This window comes from Actinomycetota bacterium, assembly GCA_014360655.1.
In the GTDB taxonomy this organism is placed as follows: domain Bacteria; phylum Actinomycetota; class Geothermincolia; order Geothermincolales; family RBG-13-55-18; genus JACIXC01.
In genome coordinates this window covers 24,076-45,935 of record JACIXC010000021.1, presented here as the reverse complement: position 1 = coordinate 45,935, position 21,860 = coordinate 24,076, and the positions used below count along the sequence as shown (strand labels likewise).

The window sequence follows — 21,860 nt, the reverse complement described above, 5'->3', positions numbered from 1 at the left end:
ACGCTGGAGGAAGAAAGGCGGATGCCGTAGTCCCTCTTGAGGATCACCGCTATCTTGTGCTTGGACCAGGCGGGGTGCTCTCTCCTTAAGTCGCAGATGAGCTGGATCGTCTGCCAGGGGATCTCCGAGACCCTTTTCCTTTTCGGGGTGCGGGGGAGGTCCTCCAGTCCCCTGAGGCCCCGTTTCAGGTACCTCTTCAGCCACTTGTAGAAGGTGGTGGGGGAGATGGCGAAGTGGCGGCAGGTCATCCTGGCATTTCCGCAGCGGCGAAAGTGCTCTATCCAGCGCAGCCTCCTTCTGGCCTCCTTGGAGAGGACCTCGCCCATCATTCTCTCCAACTCCCATTGATGGGGAAGCCTGGTGTGGTAGATACTAGTAGTGGTTCCAACTGAACCCTTCATTTGGACACCTCCTTGCTCTGCTTCGTTTATCACAAAGCAAGTATAGGGGGTGTCCACCATGTTTATGAACCTGGGCAAACCTCTCAGGGCGCAACCCTGCAGGGCGTTCAGGGCGCCGCTTCCGGGAGCCCGCCCGCCGGAGACGTTCTCCCCGCTCACGGGCAGACCCGTCAACCTTGTTACCGCCACGCACACACCTTTCCGCCCGCCCTGCTTCCTATCGCTCTATCCGCACGCTCACGAGGCCGTCGCATGTCCACACTATACATAATTTACCATGCGTGGTCTTATCTCGCACCCTCTTTGGAAGCGCCTGCCGGGACGGTAGGGCGGTGTGCGGGGTTGCGGATACGCCGCGGCGGAGACCCGGCCCGGGAAAGGCTCCGCTACCGACGGTCGAGCCGCCGGCTGCGGCGACGCCTACTTGGCTTCGTACCAGGAGGCGCCCATCCCCGTTTCCACCACCAGGGGGACCCGCAGGGAGAACGCGTTTTCCATCTCCTCCCGCACCAGCTCCGGGAGAACGTCGGCTTCCCCGGCCTCCACGTCGAAGATGAGTTCGTCGTGGACCTGGAGTACCATGCGGGACCGCAGCCTCTCCTCGCGCAGCCGCCTGTGGACGCGCAACATGGCCAGCTTGATGATGTCCGCAGCGCTGCCCTGGATGGGGGTGTTGAACGCCAGCCTCTCGCCCAGCTTGCGCAGGCGCACGTTTCCCTGCAGAAGCTCGGGTATCTCGCGCCTGCGGCCTAGCACCGTGGTCACGTAACCCTGCCGCGAAGCCTCCTGCACGGTGCGGTCGAGGTAGCCCCGTACGGCGGGATACCTGCGGAAGTACGCCTCTATGTAACGTTCCGCCTCCTCGCCGCTGATGGCGAGCTGTTCCGCCAGGCCGTAAGGGCTCATCCCGTAGATGATGCCGAAGTTTATGACCTTGGCCAGGCGGCGGTGCTCGTCGTCCACCTCGTCGAGGGGTATGGAGAAGACCTCCGAGGCGGTGGCGGCGTGGATATCCAGGCCCTCCCTGAAGGCGCGCATCAGGTTCTCGTCTCCCGAGAGGTGGGCGAGGACCCTCAGCTCTATCTGCGAATAATCGGCGGCGAGTATGCACCCGTCGGTGGAGGTGGGCACGAAGGCCCGGCGTATGCTCTTTCCCAGCGGCGTGCGTACCGGTATGTTCTGAAGGTTGGGGTTGCTGGAGGACAGCCTTCCGGTGGCCGTTACCGTCTGGTTGAAACAGGCATGCAGCCTTCCCGTGCGCGGGTCCAACATCCTGGGAAGCGCGCTCACGTAGGTGTTCAGGAGCTTGGAGAGCTCCCGGTGGCGAAGGAGCAGGTCCGGGAGGGGGTGCCTGTCACGCAGCGCCGTGAGCACGCTGACGTCCGTGGCGTATCCCGTCTTCGTGCGCTTCACGGGAGGCAGCCCCAGGACCTCGAAGAGGATGCGGGAGAGCTGCTGGGGCGAGTTGAGGTTGAAGGCCTCTCCCGCTATATCGTGGGCCTGCCTTTCCAGCACGCGCAGCTCCTCCTGCAGCTCCGCCTCCATGGCCTCCAGCACCTCGCGGTCCAGGCGCACTCCGCATACCTCCATCTCCGCCAGGACCTCCTGCAGGGGCATCTCCACCTCCTCGAAGAGGGAGAGCAGTCCGCGCAGGTTCATCTCCGCCGCAAGAGTCTCCGCGAGGCGGGGGAGGAGCAGGGCGTAGGCCACGTCCTCGTCCGCCTCCTCCTTACCTTCATCCGCCTCGTCGCGGAGAAGACCCAGTTGCCCGCCCGCCGCCCGCCTCTCGCTCCAGGCCGCGTAACGGCCCGCGATGGCATCGAGGTCATGCGTCACTCCCGATGGGTTCAAAAGATACGAGGCGAGCTGCACGTCGAAATCGCAAGTCGGCATCCTGCCGCAGGCCTTGCGTGATTGCACCATGAAGTCCTTGCCGCGGTAGGAGACCACGCGTAACTCGCGCAGGGACGAGAGCCTCTCCAGGAGGTCGCGCAACGCCGCGTCCTCCGCCCGTGAGCGCGCGCGCATGCGGCATACGCGGTCGCCGGCAGCCAGCGTCAGTGCCTCCATCCGGCCCCTGGTAAAGCCCTCTCCCGTGAGCCGCGGGTAAAGGAAGACCTCGCCCCTGACTTCCGCTTCCCGCAGGAGCTCCCGCCAGTCCACCTCCTCCGCCTCTCCTCCCTCCCTCTCCCGCGCGGCAACGGATGGGGCTGGCGCGACGGCCTCATTGTCCGCGCCGAAGAGCTCCTCTCGCAGCGCTTGCAGCCTCTCGTACAGCTTGCGGAACTCGAGGGACGAGAAGATGTCGCGGACGGCCTCCTCGTCCCACGGACGGAGGCGCAGCGCGGAAGGGTCGGGCATGGAGAGGGGGACGTCGCAGCGCAGGGAAGCGAGCTCGCGGCTGAGGTAGGCGCTTTCGCGGTGCTCCTCGAGCAACCTGCGCCACTTCGCGTTCTCTATCTCCTGCAGGTGCGCATAGACCTCGTCCAGGGACCCGTACCGCGAGATGAGGGCTGCCGCGGTCTTTTCGCCGAAGCCGGGGATGCCGGGGATGTTGTCGGACGTGTCGCCCTTCAGCGCCAGGTAGTCCACCACCTGCCGCGGCTTGACGCCCAGCCTCTCCTCCACCTTCTGCTCGTCGTAAACCAGGATGTCCGTGAGCCCACGGCGGTTGGCCACCACCCTTACCCTGTCGCCGACCAGTTGTAATGCATCGCGGTCCCCCGTCACGATGTATATCTCGTCCGCCCCCGTCAGCCTTGCGGCGAGGGTGGCCAGCACATCGTCGGCCTCGAAGCCCTCTTCCTCCAGGTAGGTTATCCCCATGGCCCCCAGTACGGCGCGGATGATGTCTATCTGCTCGCGCAGGGTATCCGGCATGGGCTTGCGATGTGCCTTGTATTCCTCGAAGCGCTCGAGGCGGAAGTGCGGCCTTCCCCGGTCGAAGGCTACGGCCATCGCGTCCGGCTTGAAGTCCTCCATCACCTTTATGAGCATGGAAACGAACCCGTAGACCGCGTTGGTCGTCTGTCCCGAGGAGGTGGCCAGCTCCGCGGGAAGGGCGAAAAAAGCGCGGTAGGCCAGGCTATGCCCGTCGATGAGCACGTATCTCTCGGTCAAAGGGCGGTGCGACCCCCTTTCATTCCGTCCCACGCAGGCGAAGGACCTCCGCGGCGAGGCTCGGGGACGGAGCCTTACGACTCCGCCCCCTCACCCAAGGAGAACGTAAGGTAATGATAAACCCCGGCAGTGACACGACTTGTCCCGGGCCCACACCCGGGTGCGCAGGAACCGGCGAGCCCCCATGCGGTTCCCGGGACGCTCGCAATTCCGTGCCCGCCCCTTAAAAGGCCCCGTCCCGCGGGGCCTCGATGGTGGTGCCGAAGGCCGGACTCGAACCGGCACGGGGTCTCCCCCACTGGTTTTTGAGACCAGCGCGTCTACCCGTTCCGCCACTTCGGCATGGATCGCTTGCCGTACGAAGCATATTTTAGCACCGGTCCGTGCGGCGGTGAATCGCGACGTGCCATGCAGGAAACAACCACGGGTCCAGGTTGCTTTCGTGCCCGCATGGAAAGGCAGGTAGAGTGCACGGTGATGTAGAATGTCCCGTCAGGGGATGAGTTTCGTGCCCCCCACTTTTGCGACCCATTTGCCGTCACGTTTTTCGAAACTCACCATCAGCCCGTCCTCACCCGTGATCTCCCGCGAGGCTCCGCCGGAAAGCACCACCGTCCCGCTCTTCACGTGAGCATAGGCGGTGTAGGAGTCCTTCCCCTCCACGCGGAACCTGATGTCCCGGAACTCTCCCGTCGTCCCGATGTAATCGGTTATCCTTGCGTACAGGGATTCCGCGGACGATCTCTCCTGCGCTGCGAAAAGCGAGGCGAAGGCCTCACTGTCCCGGTTGTTGACGGCGCTTATGATCTGGGAAGCCCTCTTGCCCGGCGAGGGGTTACCCCAGACAGTGAAGCTGAGTACCAGCCAGAGGATGAAAGCCAGGAGCAGCACGCCGTATACCGCCATGCTCACGCGGTATTTCTTTATCTTTTCCGCCACTATACCGCTCTCGCGGCGCCTGGAGCCCACGACGTCTGGCCTCCATTCGGCGGGAGATGCACTCCTCCGCGTCCCGGAGATACCTTCGCCGGCACCCGTGGCGATTCCGCCGCCCCGCGGGTAACCGAGGCGTTGCATACAAAGCGAGCAGAACTCCGCGCTGTCAGGGTTTTCCGCACCGCACCGCGGGCAATCCATGGCCAAACCTCCAACGGATATTTCGACGGTTCAGCCCATATACCTCTTTTCCGCCAGCCATCCCCCCAACGCCCCCAGGGGAAGCAGGAGTAAGATCACCACCATGATCCCTACCAGGCTGAAGGTCTGGGGGAGGATGGGCCTCCCGGTGAGGAAGAGGCTCAGGATGAAGGCTACCAGGGGTTGCCAGAAGAAGACCACTCCCGCCACGCAGCCCACCCCGTACATCCACCCCCTGTTTCTCTCCATAGCCTCCATGGACGTACGGTAGCCTCCCCATATGATTAGCAGGGCTTCGGCAGCGAACTGCAGCCCCAAACCTATATAGAACCCGGACTCGCTGCCGCTGAAGATCGCCCCCACGAGAAAAAGGGAGATGCAGAAGCTCGCCACGAAGAGGAGGACGAAGACGAGAAGCGAGTTCTTCAGCACCAGGAGCACTATGTCGGTAGTGCTCCTCCTGGAGAGCGCCCGGGGGAGAGGCGCCGCGGCAAGCGTCCTCGCGTCCGTGACGCGGCCTCCGTGCGCGACGGCTTTTCCCCCCGCCGCCACCCGGCCGCCCGCGTTCGCCTCCCTGGCCACGGCATGGAAATCGGCCGGCGATACATAGGAGGGGGCTGCGGGGGACGCGGGGGTTGCGGAAGCCGGGGGAACCGCGGGTGGCCTTCCGGTGGGGAGCGGCGTGGTGTCCGCCTGCACCATGGAGCCGGCGCCGGCGACCGGAGCGGAAAGTCTTGCCAGGCACAAGGAACAGAAGTCCGCTCCCGGCGGATTATCAGCCCCGCAATACGGACAACCCGGCATGTTCCCTCCTTTGCCCGCCATCGCCTGTATCAAGGCGGCAGGTCAGGGCCGTTTCAGTGATGCCGACGAAAGAGTTATCGACGCGGGCGCAAAGGGACTGTAGCATGCCTGCAACGCAGCCGGTTGTTCGTGTCGGCGGCCCTTTAATCTTCCCGTTGCCGTTTTACGGTTGCACGTCCACGCGTGCCCCCGGGAGAAGTCGGTAGAAGCATGAGCGCTCTCCCGTGTGGCATGCGGGACCCACCTGGAGAACCTTGACGAGGAGCGCGTCGCCATCACAGTCGTAGCGTATCTCGCGCACGTACTGGCGGTTGCCGGACGTCTCGCCCTTGCACCAGAGCTCGCGGCGGCTACGGCTCCAGAACCAGGTCCTCCCGCTCTGCAGTGTGCGGCGCAGCGATTCCTCGTTCATGTAGGCGACCATGAGCACCTCGCCGCTTTCCACGTCCTGGACCACGGCGGTGACGAGGCCGTTCTCATCGAACTTGATCTCCGGTTCCTCCACTTTCATGCACCTCGCTGGCACTACGGGGCCGGGATGCTAGCGATGCCCGCCGACGCACCCCTCACCCTTCCGTCACGGTATCCTCGCCCAGGTAGATGTTCCTGATGTCCTCGTTGCGCAAGAGCTCCCTGGCCTCACCCTCCAGCCTGATCTTGCCGGCACGCATGACGTACCCGTAATGGGACACGCTGAGCGCTATCTTGGCGTCCTGTTCTACCAGGAGTATGGTCAGGCCCTCCTCGTGCAGGCGCTTGAGACAGGCGAAGATATCCTTGATGACCAGGGGCGCGAGGCCCATCGACGGTTCGTCAAGAAGGAGGATGCGGGGGCGGGACATGAGTGCCCTCCCGATGGCAAGCATCTGCTGTTCCCCCCCCGACAGGGTCCCCGCCGTCTGGTTCATGCGTTGCGCCAGGCGGGGGAAAAGCTCGCAGACGAAGTCGAGGTCCCGCCTTATCTCCTTCGCCTGGCGGCGCGTGGAGCGCACGTAGGCACCGAGCAGGAGGTTCTCTTCCACGGACATGGTGGCGAAGACCTGCCTGCCCTCCGGCACGTGTGATATACCCATGCGCACTATGCGGTGGGGATCCATGTTGGCGATATCGGTGCCCACGTAACGTATCTCCCCGTAGCGGGTGGGGATGAGGCCGGAGATGGCCCGCAGGAGGGTCGTCTTGCCGGCCCCGTTGGCGCCGATTATGGTGGTTATCCTGCCTGCCCGCACCCACAGGTCCACGGCGCGCAGGGCTTCTATGTTCCCGTAAAAGGCGGAGAGGTTGTTTATCTCCAGCAACTCCAAGCGTCTCCTTCTCTCGGGGGCCGCCGAACCATCCGCGCCTCCGCGCGACGGCATCGTGAGAGCCCGTCCTCAATCAAGCTCCGTTCCCAGGTAGGCCTCGATCACCCTGGGGTCGTTGCGCACCTCCTCCGGTGTTCCCTCGGCGATAACCTCGCCGTAGTCCAGGACCAGCACTTCGTCAGATATCCTCATGACCAGACCCATATCGTGCTCCACCAGGATAACGGTGATCCCCATGTCCCTCACGCGGTATATGAGCTCTCCCAACTCCCTCGTCTCGTAGGCATTGAGTCCCGATGCCGGTTCATCCAGGAGAAGGAGCTTGGGCTCGGTAGCCAGCGCGCGGGCCAGCTCCAGTACGCGCTGCTGGCCATAGGGGAGCGAGCCGGCGATGCTGTCGGCCTGCATCTCCAGGCCCACCAGTGCGAGACGGCGCCAAGCCTCCTCCACGATCCAGGCTTCCTCGCGCTTTGCCCCCGGCAGGCGCAGGGAACAGCCCAGCAGGCCCGACCTCGTGCGCTGGTGCAGGCCCACCATGACGTTCTCCTGCACCGTCATCTGAGGGAAGATGCGCACGGTCTGGAAGGTGCGCGCGATGCCCATGGCGCTTACGGCGTGAGGCGGCAACCCCAGGATGGAGCGCCCCTCGAAGAAGGCGCTTCCGCTGTCCGGGGCATATATGCCCGTCAGGAGGTCGTAGAGGGTCGTCTTTCCCGCACCGTTGGGACCTATGATGGCCTTGATGGCCCCTCTCCGCACCGTGAAGGAGACGTCTTTTACCGCCGCCAGCCCGCCGAAGGTCTTGGTAAGACCCTCCGCCACCAGCAGGTCCTTGAAGGGCGGACCGGCGTCGGCCTCGCCCGTACGGTTCACCTTGAGATCGGCTCTACCCATGTACCCGCCTTCCGCTCGCCTCTGTCACCCAGCCAACGTACGCACGCCGGCGATTCCTTTCACGCACCCGTGCCGTCGCGGAGTCCTCCGCCTCTCCCTGTCGCATACCCTACCCCATCGCCTTCCTGCGGAAGGGGTTGACGAAGGGGCTGCGCCGGTATCGCACCATGTCCGACAGGCCCCGCGTGATGCCCGCCGGCATGAAGACCATGGTCACTATGAGGATGAAGCCGAAGACCATGCCCTCGTAGTTGCTGTATTTCTCAACCCACCTGGGTACCTCGCCAAGCCACTTGGGCAGGGCTTCCACGATCTTGGGAATGAAGGTTATCACGCCCGCCCCCGCCACGGCACCCCAGATGCTCTCCATCCCCCCCACCACCACCATGGTCACCAGCTGGATGGAGAGGACGATGGTGAAGAGGTTGGGGTCGATGTATCCCTGTACGTGGGCGAATATGCCGCCCGCCAGGCCGGCGAGGGCGGTGGAGAGCACGAAGACCTTTATCTTCTCCCAGGATACGTCGACCCCCATCACCTCCGCAGCGACCTCGGACTGGTGCAGGGCGCGCATGGCCCTCCCGAGGCGAGAGCGCACCAGGTTGGAGGAGAGCAACAGCACAAGGAGTGCGATCACCCAAATGAAATAGTATTCCGCCCGCAGGTAATCCCTGGCCTCCCCGATCCTTATACCCGGCAGCGAAAGGGCGGGGATGTTGCGGATGCCGTCATTGCCTCCCGTGAGCCAGGTCATCTCGCGCATGAACACGAAGGCGACGATGCCCACCCCCAGTGTGGCCATGGCCAGGTAATGTCCTTTCAGGCGCAGCACAGGTGCCACCAGGAAACCGAATACGATGGTCACCAGCACGGCCATGACGATACCAAGCCAGGGCGGGAAGTGTGCCTTTACGGTAAGGATGGCGCTGGTATAGGCGCCGATGCCGAAGAAAGCCCCGTGACCCAGGGAGACCTGGCCCGCGTAGCCCATGAGCATGTTGAGGCCCACGGCCACGATGGTATATATGCCCACCATGCGCATGACCATCACCAGGGGGATGCCCAGCGGCCTGGAGAGGGGCTTGGCCCAGAAGGGCATCACGATGATGAACAACATGAGGGAGAGGAATACAAGGTGACGACGGGCGAGCGACAGCGCGCTGCGTATGAGGGAAGTCTTAAGACGAGGTCCCCCGTCGGTCTCATCGCCCCGCTTCTCGTTGCGCATTTCCCCCATGCCGGCTCACACCTTTTCCACCATACCCTTCCCCAGGATCCCCTGGGGGCGAAGGAGGAGCACCAGGATGAGCATTACGGATGCCACCGCCCCCTTGTAGCCGGTGGAGACCCCGAGGACCACGGTCAGGAAGCCGGGGATGAGTTCCTCGAGCAGGCCGAGGACCAGGCCTCCGGTGACGGCCCCGAAGGTGTTGCCCAGGCCTCCCACCACTGCGGCCGTAAAGCCCTTCACTCCCAACTCCAGGCCTATGGAATAGCTGGCGTAGGGAGCGTTGGCAAGTCCAGCCGTCCCCCCCAGGGCGGCGGCAAGGAGAAAGGAATAGAAGGACATGCGGGAGACGTCGATGCCTACCAGGGAGGCGGCCTGGCGGTTGACGGAACAGGCGCGCATGGCCCTTCCTGCCTTGGTGCGGCTGAAGAAGAAATAGACCAGCGCGACGGCAACCGCAGTCAGTCCCAGCACCCAGAAAAACTGGCGGGGTACCGTCGCCCCCGGAAGGGTTATATTACCGGGAGTGAATTCCGGCACCTTGTAAGCCTCGTTGGGCCACAGCACCCTTCCCAGTGACTTGAAGAATATGGACGCCCCTATGGTGGCGATGATGGCGGTGAGCACGCTCGCCCTGCGCAGCGGGTATATCATCAACCTCTCCATGCATGCGCCGATGAAGGCCGCCCCGGCGATTGCCAGCAACAACGCCAGGGGCAACGGCAGTCCGGCGGAAACGGCAAAGGCGTAGGCGAAGAGGCCTCCGAACATGGAAAATTCTCCCTGGGCAAAATTGATGATCCCCGTGGAGTTGTAGATGATGTTGAAGCCCATGGCCACCAGGATATAGATGCACCCGTTGGCCATGCCGTTGGCCAGGTACTGGGGGCAGTTACGCAGGAAATCCAGCATACCGTCTTGCTCCCTCCGTCCGAACCCGGCTCCTGGAAAAGGTACTTCGAGGGCAGTCCGTGATCGCTGCCGCCGCCGGGTTTCTCCTTTCCTGCCGCTCGCTCGCAGTGACCTCGTCACGGGTCCGTCTCGTGGGCGACCCGCGGCCGTGGCGCATGCCATAAATATACCGTTTTACCAAGCTCCCGTCCCCAACTTTCTCTCGCCGCAACGGAAAAGGAGGCTGGAGTGGGTCCAGCCTCCCTGCCGTTGTAAAAGAAGCGCGGGTGTTACTTCTTCACCGGCTCCCATTTGGAGCCGATTATTTCCACCATCACCAGGTCATCCGGAGAGAGGCCGTTATGGTCCTTGGAAGAGTAGTTGAATATCCCGGCCGTGCCCACCAGTCCCTGCGTCTTCTCGATCTCGTCCCTCAGCTCCGCGGGAGTGGCGTCGGCGCCCGCCCTCTTCAAGGCCTCGGTGATGATGAGGATGGCGTCCCACCCGTGTCCCGCGAAGGTGTTGATGGGCTGGCCGTACTCCTCCTGGTAAGCCTGGTCGAAGTCCTTGATGAATTCGTATTCCTCGGAGCCGGGCTCGAGGACCTTATCGTAGATGAGCATCTTGCCCGCCGGGAACACGACGCCGTTGGCGGCCTCTCCGGCAAGCTGGATGAACTGCTGGTTCGCGATACCGTGGCTGCCCACGTAAGGAACCTTTATACCCTTATCCTTCATGCGCTTGGCTATGATGGCCGGCCCGGGGTTGGTGCCCCAGACCAGTATGATCTCGGGCTTGGCCGTCATGATGTTGGTGAGATGGGTGTCCATGGTGTCCTCCGAGTCGTTGGTCCCGTAGCCCTCGGAGGCCACCACCTCCAGCCCGAATCTGCCGGCTTCGGCTTCAACCACCGCCTTGCCGTCCGTACCGAAAGGATTCGTGTCGTAGAGCAGCCCCACCTTCTTGACGCCCAGGTCCTCGGCTATGTAGGCGAGGGCTTTCTTGCCCGCCTCCGTCGCCGTGGGAGGGGTGCGGAAGACCCAGGTGAAATCGCCCTCCATGATGTTGGCGCCGGCAGCCATGCATACGAGTGGCACTCCTCTCTTGGTCGCCTCCTGTTTCATGGCCAGGGTGGGTCCCGTGCCGCTCGATCCGATGAGCGCCACCACTTCCTCCTGCTCCAGGAGCTCAATGGCCGCCTGCTGGGCCTTGTTCGAATCGCTCTGGTCGTCCTTGATGATCACCTCCACCGGGTGGCCGTTGATGCCGCCGTTAGCGTTGAGCCTTTTCACGTAGAGCTCGATGGCGTTGCGTTCCGGCTTGCCCAGGGGCTCGTTGGCGCCGCTCTCGGAGAGTACCACCCCTATCTTAATGGGCTTCTTCTCTGCCTCCTCCTTGGCGCCGCACCCCGTGACGGACAGGAGCGAGACGACGAGCATTGCGGCCACGACCAGGATCGCGAGTCTGCTTGTTTTTTTCAACTCCTCAACCCCCCTTACCTTTCCGTTTTCCGGCTTACCAATTACATCACATGGATGCAAGCTCCCGCTATAGGCATTATTTCTATCACAAGACGTGTCATCCTGTAAACAGCGGGTAAAATCCCGCCTTTCTCATAGGCGCACGGGGATGCCCCTGCTCCTCAGGTACTCCTTGGCCTCCCTGATGCTGTATTCGCCGAAATGGAATATGGATGCCGCGAGCACCGCGTCGGCGCCGGCCTCGAGGATGACCTCCGCGAGGTGTTCCAGGCTTCCCGCTCCTCCCGAGGCGATCACCGGGAGGTTCACCGCGTCCGCCACGGCTCCGGTGAGTTCTATATCGTAGCCGTCACGGGTCCCGTCCCTGTCCATGCTGGTTAGGAGTATCTCCCCCGCTCCCAGCGATTCCACGCGCCGGGCCCACTCCACCGCGTCAAGGCCGGTGGCCTTCCTTCCCCCGTGCGTGTAGACCTCCCACGAGTTCCGCGACCTGCGCCTGGCATCTATGGCCACCACCACGCACTGTGAACCGAATTTCCCGGCGGCCGCCGAGACGAGGGAGGGATCCTCCACCGCCGCCGTGTTCAGGGACACCTTGTCGGCGCCGGTGGCCAACATGCGCCTGATGTCGTCCTTGCCGCGTATGCCGCCCCCAACCGTGAAGGGGATGAAGACCTTTTCCGCCACCCTCGCGGCCATGTCGAAGACCAGCTCCCTGCCCTCGTGTGAAGCGGTGATGTCCAGGAAGACGAGTTCGTCGGCGCCTTCCCTGTCGTAAACGGATGCCAGCTCGACCGGATCGCCCGCGTCCCTCAGGCGCACGAAGTTTATGCCCTTCACCACCCGTCCCTTGTCCACGTCCAGGCAGGGGATGATACGCTTGGTATGCATGAGTCCTCCTTACCTCGCTTCCGTGTGTCCGTCATGAACTGTATGGATGGCCACACCTCATGCCTCCTCGAGTCCCAGTATATCCGGGAGGGAAAGCACCCCAGCGTAAAGCGCCTTTCCCACCACGGCGCCCTCCACGCCTTGCGCGGAAAGCCGCTTCAACGCCTGCAGGTCTTCCAGGCTGCTTATGCCCCCCGCGGCGATGATGCCCACGCCGAGGCCCAGCAGCTCGCCGGGGATTCCTGCGCCGTGACCGGCGAGGGTGCCGTCCTTGCGGATATCGGTATGTATGAGCCTCTTGACGCCGCAATCCACCAGTTCCCGCAGCAGCGTGGCGAAGGGCACCCGCAGGGAGGCGGTCCAGCCGCTCACCGCCACCTCCCGGCCGCGGGTGTCGAGGCTGGGGATGACCCTCTCCCCGAACGAGTCCACCATTTCCGCGAGGAAGGCGGGTTCGGCAAGGGCGCGGGTGCCCAGTATGACACGGCTGGCGCCCATATCGAGGAGGCGTTCCACGTCCTCCCTTGTGCGCACTCCCCCTCCTACCTGCACCGGGATCCTCACCCTCTCCAGTATCTCCCTCACGGAGCGCAGGTTCACCGGTCTGCCGCTAACCGCGCCGTCCAGGTCCACGACGTGCAGGTAGGAGGCGCCTTCCGCCTGCCAGCGCAGGGCCATCTCCCACGGCCGCTCGCCGTATACGGTCTCGCTGTCCATTTCGCCCCGCAGAAGGCGCACGCACCTCCCCTCCTTGATGTCCACCGCGGGATAGATGCGGAACACGTCTCGTCACCCCCCGGTGCACCAGCGTGCGAAGTTGTCCAGGATGCGCAGACCTGCCTGCGAGCTCTTCTCCGGGTGGAACTGGAAAGCGACCACCTTCCCGAAGGCGGCCCCGGAGGCGAAGGTCGGGCCGTACTCGGTGGTGGTGAGCACGTCTTCCCGCCGTTCAGGCACCACGTAGAAGGAGTGGACGAAGTAGAAGAAGGAGCCGTCCTCCACTCCCGCAAGGACGGGATGATCCCTGGTCGCCCTGACGTCGTTCCAGCCCATGTGCGGCACCTTGACGCTCGGCGGGAACCGGAGCACGCGACCCGGGAGCACGCCCAGTCCGCTCACGCCCGGGCTCTCCTCGCTCTCCTCGCACAGCAACTGGTAACCCAGGCAGATCCCGAGGAAGGGCCGGCCGCCCCGCACGGCCTCCTCTACACAAGCCAGGAGGCGCCGCCTCCGCAATTCCTTCATGGCGTCCCCGAAAGACCCCACGCCAGGGAGGACGACACCCGCGGCCGCCGCGACCTCCTCGGGGTCGCCGCTCACCGCAACCTCGTGGCCGAGGAAGGAGAAGGCCTTCTCCACGCTGCGGAGATTGCCCATGCCGTAATCGACGACGATTATCAAGCTCATCACCTCGTGCTCTTGTCGGAAGCCGCGTCCTCAGAGGCTTCCCTTCGTGGATGGGATATCCCCGCGGCCCGGCTCCAGGCTCACCGCCTCACGGAAAGCCTTGCCGAGCCCCTTGAAGACGGCTTCCAGGATGTGGTGGGGGTTGTCGCCGCTGATGCCGCGCACATGGAGGGTGAGCCCCGCCTGGTTGGACAACGCCTGCAGGAACTCCCGCACGGTGGTGGGATCGAAATCCGAGATGAGCTCGACGGGCAAGGACACCTCGTAGGTCAGGTGAGGCCTGCCGCTAAGGTCCAGCGCCACCATGCACAGGGCCTCGTCCATGGGAAGCAGGCTCCAACCGTAACGCCTTATCCCCGCCTTGTCACCGAGCGCTTCCCCGATGGCGGAGCCCAGGCACAAACCCACGTCCTCCACCGTGTGGTGCTGGTCGACCTCCAGGTCGCCCGCGGCCTCGAGCGTGAGATCGAAAGCGGCGTGGTAGGCGAGCAGCGTCAGCATGTGGTCGAAGAAAGCGATGCCCGTGGACACCCGTGTTTCGCCCTTCCCGTCCAGGCAAAGGGCCACGCTTATCTCGGTCTCCCTGGTCTTTCTCCGACGCGCCGCCTTGCGCGCGTTCATCTCTCTCACCTCTGCCCCTCGTTCGCTGCCCTGCAGTAAGCGGTTCTCATCACCCGCCCGTCGTCCGGCCCCTACTCCTCTTCCTGGCCGTATAGGCGATGGCGCATGGCCTCGGCGTGGTTCACGAGGCCCTCCACCCTGGCCAGCGTCTCCACCAGGGGGCCGAGGTGACGGTTTGCCCTGGGATTGGAGAGCACGATGTTGGTGCGCTTGAGAAAATCGTATACCCCAAGGGGGGAGGCATAGCGCGCGCCTCCCTTGGTGGGCAGGACGTGGTTCACGCCCACCGCGTAATCCCCCAGCGCTACCGGCGATTCCGAGCCCAGGAAAATAGCGCCCGCGTTGTGTATGGCCGAAAGGGTCCCCGTCATGTCCTCGGTGTCGATGACCAGGTGCTCCGGCGCCAGCACGTCCACCAATCGTGCCCCCTCAGCCATGTCCCTGACCATCACGGCCGTTACATCCGCGGGTCCGCCAGCCTCAGCTTCAATCCGGCGTACGAGCGCCTTCTGCACGCGCGTGACGATCCCTTCGCTGTCCGTGATCAGGCAGGCCCTAGCCCCGCCCCCGTGTTCGAGCTGGGCGGCCATCTCCCACGCGAGCAGATCCGCCTCCGCCTTTCCGTCCGCCAGCACGACCAGTTCGCTGGGTCCTGCCAGCATATCTATGCCCACCCGTCCGAAGACCTCCTTCTTGGCCAGGGTGACGTAGATGTTTCCCGGCCCCACAACCTTCTCCACGGGCGCGATGGTCTCCGTGCCCAACGCCAGCGCGGCTATCGCCTGTGCGCCCCCTACCCTGTAGACCTCCTTCACGCCAAGGTGATCGAGGGTGAGGAGTGTGTAGGGGTTCACCTCCCCGCCCCGGCCGGGAGGAACGCAAACCGCTATCTCATGCACCCCCGCCACCTTGGCGGGGATGATGGTCATGAGGGCCGTGCTGGGATAGGAAGCCCTGCCTCCCGGGATATACACCCCCACCCTTTTCAGGGGCCTGATCATCTGCCCTATGCGCGCTCCCTCTTCCGTGTCCCAGAAGAGTGATTCCCAGGACTGCCTGCGGTGAAAGGAGGTGATGGACCTGGCGGCGCCGCGCAGGGCGTCTATGAAAGAGGGGTCCACCTTCTCCCTCGCCTGCCGCATCTCGCTTTCCCCCACGCGCAGGCCGCCGGCGGGGAGATCGATGCCGTCCAGGCGCTTCGTGAGCTCACGCAGCGCGCGGTCTCCGTCCCTCTCCACCTGCGAGATTATGTCCCGCACTTCCTGCACCGGGCCCCCATCGGCCCAGAAATCCCAGCCCATGTCCCTGCGCAGGCTTTGCAGGTCCTCGTAGTCCTCGCTGCGTAAAACCTTCATCATCACCTATCCTCACAAGCTCTCGCCCTGCCGTCAACGTCCGCGACGTCCGTTCTTGCGCCGTTTTTTCAACCATATTGTACCTTGCGCCGCTTCTCTTAGGAACGCTACACCGCTCACCCCGACGAAACCCCGCATCACGAGCCGATACGGCTCCCGCCTCTTTGCGCGGTCCGCCCACCGACATGAAAGTATTCGTCGCGCAGGGTCTGCGCCTCGTTCGTCACGTACTATGAGGCGGCCTTCCGCGTATCTGTTTTTCCGCGCGGGAGCGGCCTCAGCGCAGCGCTATGCAGTCGTCGCCCAGGAGGGAGAGCACCTCCGCGTAAAGGGAGCCGTCGGGGTTCACGCGGAATTCCTGCGGCAGAAGGAAGACCCTGATGGCGTCGTCGCTCCTCAGCTCGATGCGCACGGCGGTTTCCCCGGGATGCCTCACCAGTATGTCTTTCAGGCGGTCCATCATCTCCTTTTCCGCCTGCTCTGCCTCGAGGCGGATATAGAGATCGCAGTCCTCGCTGCGCTTGAGCCGTGGCTCCGCCAGGTCCAGCGCCACCACCCGTACGGCGGTGACCTCTTCCTCGCGCTCCCCCAGCTCCACCTTCGCCTTGACGCAGATCACGCGGTCCTCCTCCAGCAATTCCCTGTACTGGTTGTACAGGGCGGGGAAGACCGTAACCTCCACCCTGCCGCTGAGGTCTTCCAGGGCCAGGGAGGCCATGAGCTCGCCCTTGCGCGTTATGCGCTGGGTCTTCTTGGTGATTATGCCCCCTATCCATTTCACCGCGCCGTCTCCCAGCTCCGCCAGGTCCGCTATTTCGCTCTCAACGTGTTTCTCCAGGGCCTCCTTCACCTGCATCAGGGGGTGATCGCTGACGTAAATGCCCAGCATCTCCTTCTCGTAGGCCAGCAGCTTGTCCTTGGGCAGCTCTTCCGCCGCCGGCTGCGCTTCCATGAGATCCGTCTCCTCATCTTCCTCGCCGAAGAGGGAGTGCTGTCCCTCCTCGTAAAGGCGCTGTCTCTCCGCTGCCAGGTCCGCCGTCTTCTCGTATACCTTGAGGAGGTGGTTCCTCGTGTAGCCGAGGTAATCGAAGGCACCGCTCTTGATCAGGCTCTCCAGGGACCGCTTGTTGACCACGCCCTGGCCTATACGGCGGCAGAAGTCGTAAAGGGACCGGTAGGGGCCGCCCTCGCGGCGCGCGGCGATGATCCTGTCGGCGGCGCTCTCCCCGAGATTGCGCACCGCCGACAGCCCGAAGCGGATGCCCTCCTCCACCGGGGTGAATTCCTTGAAGCTCTCGTTGATGTCCGGCGGGAGCACCTTGATGCCCATCTTGCGCGCCTCGTTGACGAAGACCTGTACCTTGTCCTTGTTCCCGGTCACGCTGGAGAGCAGCGCGGCCATGAACTCCTTGGGATAGTGCGCCTTGAGGTACGCCGTCTGGTAGGAGATGAACGCGTAGGCGGTGGAGTGACTCTTGTTGAAGCCGTATTCTCCGAAATGCTCGATGAGGCCGAAGAGCTTCTCCGCCAGGCCGCGCTGGTAACCCTTTGCCACCATGCCCTCGACGAACTTGTCGCGGTGTACTTTCATCTCCTCGGCCTTGCTCTTCGCCACCACGGCGCGCAGGCCGTCGGCCTCGGAAAGGGAGTAACCCGCCAGCTCCACCGCGAGTTGCATGATCTGTTCCTGGTAAAGGATGATCCCCCTCGTCTGGTTCAGTATGGGCTCCAGGTCGGGGTGGAGGTATTTCAGGGCCCTGCGTTCATGGCGGTGATCCACGTAATCCTTGACCATGCCGCTGCGCAGGGGCCCGGGGCGGTAGAGGGCGAGCACCGCTATGAGGTCCTCGAAGCGCTCCGGGCGGAGGTCCTGCAGGAGGGAGCGCATGCCGGGGCTCTCGAGCTGGAAGACGCCCACCGTGTCGCCGCGCTGCAGGAGGTCGAAGGTATTAGGGTCTTCCAGCGGGATCCCGTCGATGTCGAGCTCGATGCCCCGCGTGCGGCGCAGGTTCTCGAGGGTGTCGCCTATGACGGTGAGGGTGCGCAGGCCGAGGAAGTCCATCTTCAGGAGGCCTATGGCCTGCACCGCCGCCATGTCGTACTGCGTCACCACCTCTTCCTCTGCCCCGCGGCGCTGCAGGGGCGTGTAATTGCATAGCTCGTCGTCGGCGATGACCACCCCGGCTGCGTGGATGGAATCCTGGCGGATGATGCCCTCCAGGTTGCGCGCGGTATCTATGATCCTGCGCGCGAGCTCGTCCGTTTCGTAGGCGTCGCGCAGCTCCGGGGATGTCTCCAGCGCCTCGTCCAGGGTGATGTTGAGTTTTTCCGGGACCATCTTCGCCAGGCGGTCCACCTTTCCGTATTCGAGGTTGTAGACCCTGCCGGCGTCGCGGATGGCGGCGCGCGCCGCCATGGTGGAGAAGGTGACGATCTGCGCGACGCGGTCCTTGCCGTACTTGCCGCTCACGTAGTCGATGACCTCGGGGCGGCGCTTGTAACAGAAGTCTATGTCGATGTCCGGCATGGTGCGCCGCGAGGGATTGAGGAAGCGCTCGAAGAGGAGGCCGTAGCGGATGGGGTCGACGGTGGTGATGCCCAGGCAGTACGAGACCAGGGAACCGGCGGCGGAACCCCGCCCTGGCCCCACGATGATCCCGGCCTCCTTGGCGAACTTGATGAAGTCCCACACGATGAGGAAATAGCCGGAGAAGCCCATGTCGCGGATGACGGCGAGCTCCTTGCGCAGGCGTTCCTCCAGCTCCGGGGTGACCTCCCCGTACCTGCGGCGCAGCCCTTCCCACGCCAGCTTCTCCAGGTAAGCGTCGAGGTCGTAGCCCTCCGGTACCTGGTACTTCGGGAGCAGGTACCTCCCGAACTCCAGCTCCACGTTGCAGCGGGCGGCGATCTCCGCCGTGTTGGACAGGGCCTCCGGGTATTCGCGGAAGAGCCGGCTCATCTCGTCGTAGCTCTTGAGGTAGAACTGGTCGTTGGAGAAGCGCAGGCGGTCCTCCTGGTCCAGGGTGGAGTTGGTCTGGATGCACAGCAGGACGTCATGGTGGATGTGGTCGTCCCTGCGCACGTAGTGGAGGTCGTTGGAGGCCGCCAGCCCTATCCCGAGCTCCTTCCCGATCTGCACCAGGCCGGGATTGACCTTCTTCTCCTCGGGAAGGGAATGGTCCATGATCTCGAGGTAAAAATTACCATCACCGAAGATGGCGAGGTATTCCGAGGCGGCGCGTTTCGCCCCCTCGTAATCGTCTGCCAGGAGATAGCTGGCCAGCTCCCCTTTCACGCACGCGGAAAGGGCGATTATCCCCTTCCCGTATTCCCGCAGGATCTCCTTGTCCATGCGCGGCTTGTAATAGTAGCCCTCCATGTAGGAGAGGGTGACGAGCTTCATGAGATTGCGGTATCCGGTCTCGTCCTCGGCGAGGAGCAGGAGGTGGTAGTTGGGCTCTTCCTTCACGGGTCTGCGTTCGAAGCGCGAGCCCGGTGTTACGTAGGCCTCCACCCCTATGATGGGCTTCAGCCCCTCCTTGACCGCCTCCTTGTAAAAGGGGATGACGCCGTACATCGCACCGTGATCCGTTATGGCCAGCGCCTCGAAGCCCGCTTCCCTGGCCGCGGTGACCAGCGCCGGTATCCGGGCGGCGCCGTCCAGCAGGGAATATTCCGTGTGGTTGTGCAGGTGCACGAAAGGTACCGCCACTTTCCACCTCCGAAGTCCTCGCGGAGCAGGCGCGACCGGCTCCGCCTCAAGGTCCTCGCCTCCCCGCCTCCGTTTGCCGGCGCACTCACGTCGGCTTCCTGCGGCCCGCATGCACCAGCCGACGGGCCCGTCCCCCGCGCGCCGGCTACCGGCGACGACCCATACGGGACCTCCCTCGCAAGGGGTCCCCCGTTCTCGACTTGTCGGTTTAGGCTATTATAACTTTCGTTGAGGACATCGACTCACCTTCGCGGGAAAGCCGAGAGGATAAGGACATGGAGATAAGGCTCAGCTACAGCGCGGTCTGCGCGTACGAGAGGTGCCCCCTCTCCTATCGCTACCAGTACGTGGACGGCCTTGAGGTCGCACCTTCGCCCCACCTCTCCTTCGGAAGAAGCCTGCACGCCGCCCTGCAGTGGCTCTATGCCCGGGACGTGCCGGTCGCTCCCTCCCTCGAGGAACTCCTCACCCATCTCGAGGCATGCTGGGACGGCGAGGGCTTCGAGGACCCCGAGGAGGAGCTTTCTTTCCTGCGGCACGCCAGGGATGTCCTGAGCGATTACTACCGGCTGAACGTGAAGGATTTCCGCCTGCCGGTGGCCGTGGAGCAACGTTTCGAGATCCCCATGGAAGGCTACCTTTTGACGGGGGTCGTCGACCGTGTGGACAGGCATCCCGACGGTTCATACGAGATCATCGACTACAAGACCAACCGGCGCCTTCCGGAGCTCGCAAGGCTCCGCGACGACCTGCAGCTCCCCATTTACCAGCTGGCCAGCCGCGAGCTCTGGGGTATATCCCCCTCCAAGCTCACCTTCTATTACCTGCTCATCAACCAGAGGTACAGCACACGTCCCCTTGACGACGAAGGCCTTACGAGGGTGCGGGACAGGCTGCGGCAGGTCGCTGAGGGGATATCCTCCGGGCGGTTCCCCGCCAACCCCAACAGGCTCTGCCCCTGGTGCTCCTTCCGGGATGTCTGCCCGACGCGTGTCTCCGCGGATGACATCCCGCAGGGATTACGCGCCCGCCACGCGGCCCTGTTAAAGAGGAAGGAGCGCCTGGAAGTCCTCATCGCCGAGCTGGAGGCGGAAATGGAGGACCTTGAGGGGGGCAACAGGGGCGGCTCTCAGGAAGAGCCGTGACCCCGCTGGTAAGGCCGTAGCCCGTACGGGTGTTCCCGGCTGCAGGGCCTCATGTCACACGCTTGGGCGAAAAGTCAGGCTGGTCGAAGGCTGCGCTGGGACGAGCTCCCGGCAGGTGTTATCCCGTTTACCCCGCTTTCTCCTCGTCACCGCCTTCGCGCGAGATGAGGCGGGGCGGCAGATAGCGATAGCGCCGTTCCCCTTCCCTCTCCTCCGCCTCCAGAATGCGCAGGTCGAGGAGCTTCTCCGCCTGCTCCCGGACCAGCTCCATGTCCCTGCCCGTCGCCTCAGCCAGGAAAGAGCAGCTGCACACGAGACCGGGGTTGCGGTGGAATATGGTCAGCAGCTCGATCCTCAGCAGACCTTCGGAGCACACATTACCGTTCAAGGCACTTTCTCCCTTTTGCCTCCGTTGTTTCGTATCCTTCTCTCGCCGTTCTCTCCATATAAAATATCAGCAGATTATCTTCTTTCTTTGACACCTTTCCGGAAAGCGAGCGTTTTTGGGGGTTGAAAGGTCGCTACCGTGGGTGGAAAGGGACCACCCGGCGCCGGCCTTTGCATCCCGTGGTAGGGCGCCTTCCTCAACCCACGGCGCCCGCGCGCAGCCTCCCCAGCGCATCTTCCAGGTCCGATGGCAAAGGGTCCTCGAAGGACATCTCCTCGCCCGATACGGGATGCGTGAACCGCATGCGGTAAGCGTGCAGGAACTGGCGCGCGAGCCCCAGCTCGCGCTCCAGGGACGTCGCCTTGCCGTACACGCGGTCTCCCACCACTGCATGGCCTATGTAGGATAGGTGCACCCTGATCTGGTGCGTGCGCCCGGTGACCAGGTCGACGTGGAGGAGGCTGGCCCTCTCCCATTCCTCCAGGACCTCGAAATGCGTGACGGCCGGCCTCCCGCTGGAGGTTACGGCCATGCGCTTGCGGTCTCGAGGGTCCCTGCCCACCGGGGCTTCCACCGTGCCCCGCCGCGATGCGGGGGTACCGTGTACCAGCGCCAGGTAAGACCTGCTCAGGCGGCGGTCACGGATCATTTCCTGCAGGGCCAGTTGGGCGCGGTCGCTTCTGGCGACCACCATGAGCCCCGAGGTATCCCTGTCCAGGCGGTGCACGATCCCCGGCCTTATGGCGTCGCCCCCGCCGGAAAGGTCCCCCACGCTTCCCAGGAGGGCGTTGACCAGTGTTCCGTCGGGGTGACCCGCGGAAGGATGCACTACCATGCCCGCGGGCTTGGAGACCACCACCAGGTCCTCGTCCCGGTAGAGGAGGCGTAACGGAAGGTTCTGGGGCAGCGGTGCCGCGGGTTGCTGGGGCGGCACCTCCGCCTCCACCACTTCGCCGGGGCGCAGGCGGTGGTTCTTGGGACTCGCCGCCCCGTCCACCAGCACCGCCCCCCGGGCGATGAGTTGCTGCGCCTTGCTCCTGGTCAGGCCCGTCCTGGCCACAAGGAAACTGTCGAGACGCAT

The 21,860-nt window shown here is 64.0% G+C and carries 19 protein-coding genes and 1 tRNA gene; 1 reads left to right on the top strand and 19 read right to left on the bottom strand.

Annotated elements, in window-relative coordinates:
* The 17 genes from H5T73_12040 to H5T73_11960 form a co-directional block, all read right to left on the bottom strand.
* Positions 1-401, bottom strand: a 401-nt coding sequence (locus tag H5T73_12040) for a helix-turn-helix domain containing protein (GenBank protein MBC7248489.1), incomplete at its 3' end; no start/stop codon positions are given.
* A gap of 420 nt (positions 402-821) precedes the next feature.
* Entirely contained in the window at positions 822-3,521 is a 2,700-nt protein-coding gene (gene polA / locus H5T73_12035; protein ID MBC7248488.1) for a DNA polymerase I, read from the bottom strand.
* Between the two features lie 255 nt (positions 3,522-3,776).
* A tRNA-Leu gene (locus H5T73_12030) sits at positions 3,777-3,863 on the bottom strand.
* A gap of 150 nt (positions 3,864-4,013) precedes the next feature.
* Positions 4,014-4,658 carry a zinc ribbon domain-containing protein gene (locus tag H5T73_12025; protein ID MBC7248487.1) on the bottom strand — a complete coding sequence of 215 codons (645 nt, stop codon included), beginning with the start codon at positions 4,656-4,658 and terminating at the stop codon, positions 4,014-4,016.
* A gap of 30 nt (positions 4,659-4,688) precedes the next feature.
* On the bottom strand, positions 4,689-5,462 hold the full coding sequence (locus H5T73_12020; protein ID MBC7248486.1) for a zinc ribbon domain-containing protein: 774 nt from the start codon (positions 5,460-5,462) through the stop codon (positions 4,689-4,691).
* A 163-nt stretch (positions 5,463-5,625) separates the two neighbouring features.
* Positions 5,626-5,973 carry a phosphoribosyl-AMP cyclohydrolase gene (gene hisI, locus H5T73_12015; GenBank protein ID MBC7248485.1) on the bottom strand — a complete coding sequence of 116 codons (348 nt, stop codon included), beginning with the start codon at positions 5,971-5,973 and terminating at the stop codon, positions 5,626-5,628.
* A gap of 55 nt (positions 5,974-6,028) precedes the next feature.
* A complete protein-coding gene (locus tag H5T73_12010; GenBank protein MBC7248484.1) occupies positions 6,029-6,760 on the bottom strand; it encodes an ABC transporter ATP-binding protein in 732 nt (243 codons plus the stop codon).
* 75 nt (positions 6,761-6,835) lie between these two features.
* Positions 6,836-7,660: an ABC transporter ATP-binding protein gene (locus tag H5T73_12005; protein ID MBC7248483.1), complete on the bottom strand. Its 825-nt coding sequence runs from the start codon at positions 7,658-7,660 to the stop codon at positions 6,836-6,838.
* Positions 7,661-7,769: 109 nt separating this feature from the next.
* Positions 7,770-8,897 (bottom strand): branched-chain amino acid ABC transporter permease, encoded by a 1,128-nt coding sequence (locus tag H5T73_12000; GenBank protein ID MBC7248482.1) that lies wholly within the window; start codon positions 8,895-8,897, stop codon positions 7,770-7,772.
* Between the two features lie 6 nt (positions 8,898-8,903).
* Positions 8,904-9,800 carry a branched-chain amino acid ABC transporter permease gene (locus tag H5T73_11995; GenBank protein MBC7248481.1) on the bottom strand — a complete coding sequence of 299 codons (897 nt, stop codon included), beginning with the start codon at positions 9,798-9,800 and terminating at the stop codon, positions 8,904-8,906.
* Between the two features lie 269 nt (positions 9,801-10,069).
* Positions 10,070-11,260, bottom strand: a complete 1,191-nt coding sequence (locus tag H5T73_11990) for an ABC transporter substrate-binding protein (protein MBC7248480.1) — start codon at positions 11,258-11,260, stop codon at positions 10,070-10,072.
* A 132-nt stretch (positions 11,261-11,392) separates the two neighbouring features.
* Positions 11,393-12,151 (bottom strand): imidazole glycerol phosphate synthase subunit HisF, encoded by a 759-nt coding sequence (hisF, locus tag H5T73_11985; protein ID MBC7248479.1) that lies wholly within the window; start codon positions 12,149-12,151, stop codon positions 11,393-11,395.
* 57 nt (positions 12,152-12,208) lie between these two features.
* A complete protein-coding gene (gene hisA, locus H5T73_11980) occupies positions 12,209-12,925 on the bottom strand; it encodes a 1-(5-phosphoribosyl)-5-[(5-phosphoribosylamino)methylideneamino]imidazole-4-carboxamide isomerase (protein ID MBC7248478.1) in 717 nt (238 codons plus the stop codon).
* Positions 12,926-12,940: 15 nt separating this feature from the next.
* On the bottom strand, positions 12,941-13,552 hold the full coding sequence (gene hisH / locus H5T73_11975) for an imidazole glycerol phosphate synthase subunit HisH (protein ID MBC7248477.1): 612 nt from the start codon (positions 13,550-13,552) through the stop codon (positions 12,941-12,943).
* 36 nt (positions 13,553-13,588) lie between these two features.
* A complete protein-coding gene (gene hisB / locus H5T73_11970; protein ID MBC7248476.1) occupies positions 13,589-14,179 on the bottom strand; it encodes an imidazoleglycerol-phosphate dehydratase HisB in 591 nt (196 codons plus the stop codon).
* A 71-nt stretch (positions 14,180-14,250) separates the two neighbouring features.
* Positions 14,251-15,537 carry a histidinol dehydrogenase gene (gene hisD, locus H5T73_11965; protein MBC7248475.1) on the bottom strand — a complete coding sequence of 429 codons (1,287 nt, stop codon included), beginning with the start codon at positions 15,535-15,537 and terminating at the stop codon, positions 14,251-14,253.
* Positions 15,538-15,811: 274 nt separating this feature from the next.
* A complete protein-coding gene (locus H5T73_11960; protein MBC7248474.1) occupies positions 15,812-19,246 on the bottom strand; it encodes a DNA polymerase III subunit alpha in 3,435 nt (1,144 codons plus the stop codon).
* 275 nt (positions 19,247-19,521) lie between these two features.
* Between H5T73_11960 and H5T73_11955 the strand changes: the two genes are divergently transcribed.
* A complete protein-coding gene (locus H5T73_11955) occupies positions 19,522-20,391 on the top strand; it encodes a PD-(D/E)XK nuclease family protein (GenBank protein ID MBC7248473.1) in 870 nt (289 codons plus the stop codon).
* Between the two features lie 127 nt (positions 20,392-20,518).
* Here the strand turns inward: H5T73_11955 and H5T73_11950 are convergent, their stop codons facing one another.
* Together H5T73_11950 and H5T73_11945 are read right to left on the bottom strand one after the other, a co-directional pair.
* Positions 20,519-20,779 (bottom strand): hypothetical protein, encoded by a 261-nt coding sequence (locus H5T73_11950; GenBank protein ID MBC7248472.1) that lies wholly within the window; start codon positions 20,777-20,779, stop codon positions 20,519-20,521.
* A 196-nt stretch (positions 20,780-20,975) separates the two neighbouring features.
* Positions 20,976-21,860 carry an RluA family pseudouridine synthase gene (locus tag H5T73_11945; protein ID MBC7248471.1) on the bottom strand — a complete coding sequence of 295 codons (885 nt, stop codon included), beginning with the start codon at positions 21,858-21,860 and terminating at the stop codon, positions 20,976-20,978.

Excerpts from the sequence above, each read along its gene's own strand:
- H5T73_12025 (MBC7248487.1), bottom strand. The coding sequence starts at position 4,658 with ATGGATTGCCCGCGGTGCGGTGCGGAAAACCCTGACAGCGCGGAGTTC.
- H5T73_12020 (MBC7248486.1), bottom strand. The coding sequence starts at position 5,462 with ATGCCGGGTTGTCCGTATTGCGGGGCTGATAATCCGCCGGGAGCGGAC.
- hisI (MBC7248485.1), bottom strand. The coding sequence starts at position 5,973 with ATGAAAGTGGAGGAACCGGAGATCAAGTTCGATGAGAACGGCCTCGTC.
- H5T73_12005 (MBC7248483.1), bottom strand. The coding sequence starts at position 7,660 with ATGGGTAGAGCCGATCTCAAGGTGAACCGTACGGGCGAGGCCGACGCC.
- H5T73_12000 (MBC7248482.1), bottom strand. The coding sequence starts at position 8,897 with ATGGGGGAAATGCGCAACGAGAAGCGGGGCGATGAGACCGACGGGGGA.
- H5T73_11995 (MBC7248481.1), bottom strand. The coding sequence starts at position 9,800 with ATGCTGGATTTCCTGCGTAACTGCCCCCAGTACCTGGCCAACGGCATG.
- hisF (MBC7248479.1), bottom strand. The coding sequence starts at position 12,151 with ATGCATACCAAGCGTATCATCCCCTGCCTGGACGTGGACAAGGGACGG.
- hisB (MBC7248476.1), bottom strand. The coding sequence starts at position 14,179 with ATGAACGCGCGCAAGGCGGCGCGTCGGAGAAAGACCAGGGAGACCGAG.
- hisD (MBC7248475.1), bottom strand. The coding sequence starts at position 15,537 with ATGATGAAGGTTTTACGCAGCGAGGACTACGAGGACCTGCAAAGCCTG.
- H5T73_11955 (MBC7248473.1), top strand. The coding sequence starts at position 19,522 with ATGGAGATAAGGCTCAGCTACAGCGCGGTCTGCGCGTACGAGAGGTGC.
- H5T73_11945 (MBC7248471.1), bottom strand. The coding sequence starts at position 21,860 with ATGCGTCTCGACAGTTTCCTTGTGGCCAGGACGGGCCTGACCAGGAGC.